Source organism: Pseudoalteromonas sp. GW168-MNA-CIBAN-0100, from assembly GCF_040309225.1.
Taxonomy (GTDB): Bacteria; Pseudomonadota; Gammaproteobacteria; order Enterobacterales; family Alteromonadaceae; genus Pseudoalteromonas; species Pseudoalteromonas arctica.
Window position 1 is genome coordinate 1 of the sequence record NZ_JBEOOL010000410.1, and the last position, 293, is coordinate 293.

1 pseudogene is annotated in these 293 nt (G+C 45.4%); it reads right to left on the minus strand.

From position 1 onward, the window contains the following. Positions 1 to 293, minus strand: a pseudogene (locus AAEY62_RS21725) (DNA topoisomerase IV subunit B); the annotation flags it as partial.

The window sequence follows — 293 nt, forward strand, 5'->3', positions numbered from 1 at the left end:
TCGGTTAATTTGCCCGGAAGTGCAGGCCCTGCGGTTACGCGTTTACGGATCACTTTTTTAGCAGCACGTAAACGTCGCTGCGCATTAGAAATACACAATTCAGAGAGTTGCTCTGCAATATCGGTATGCTCGTTTAGCCATAAACTAAAGGAGTCTTTTACTACGCCCGATACAAATGCCGCACATGAGCGCGACGATAACTTTTCTTTAGTTTGACCGGCAAACTGCGGATCTTGCATTTTAACTGAAAGCACATAGCTACAACGCTCCCAAATATCATCTGGGGTGAGTTT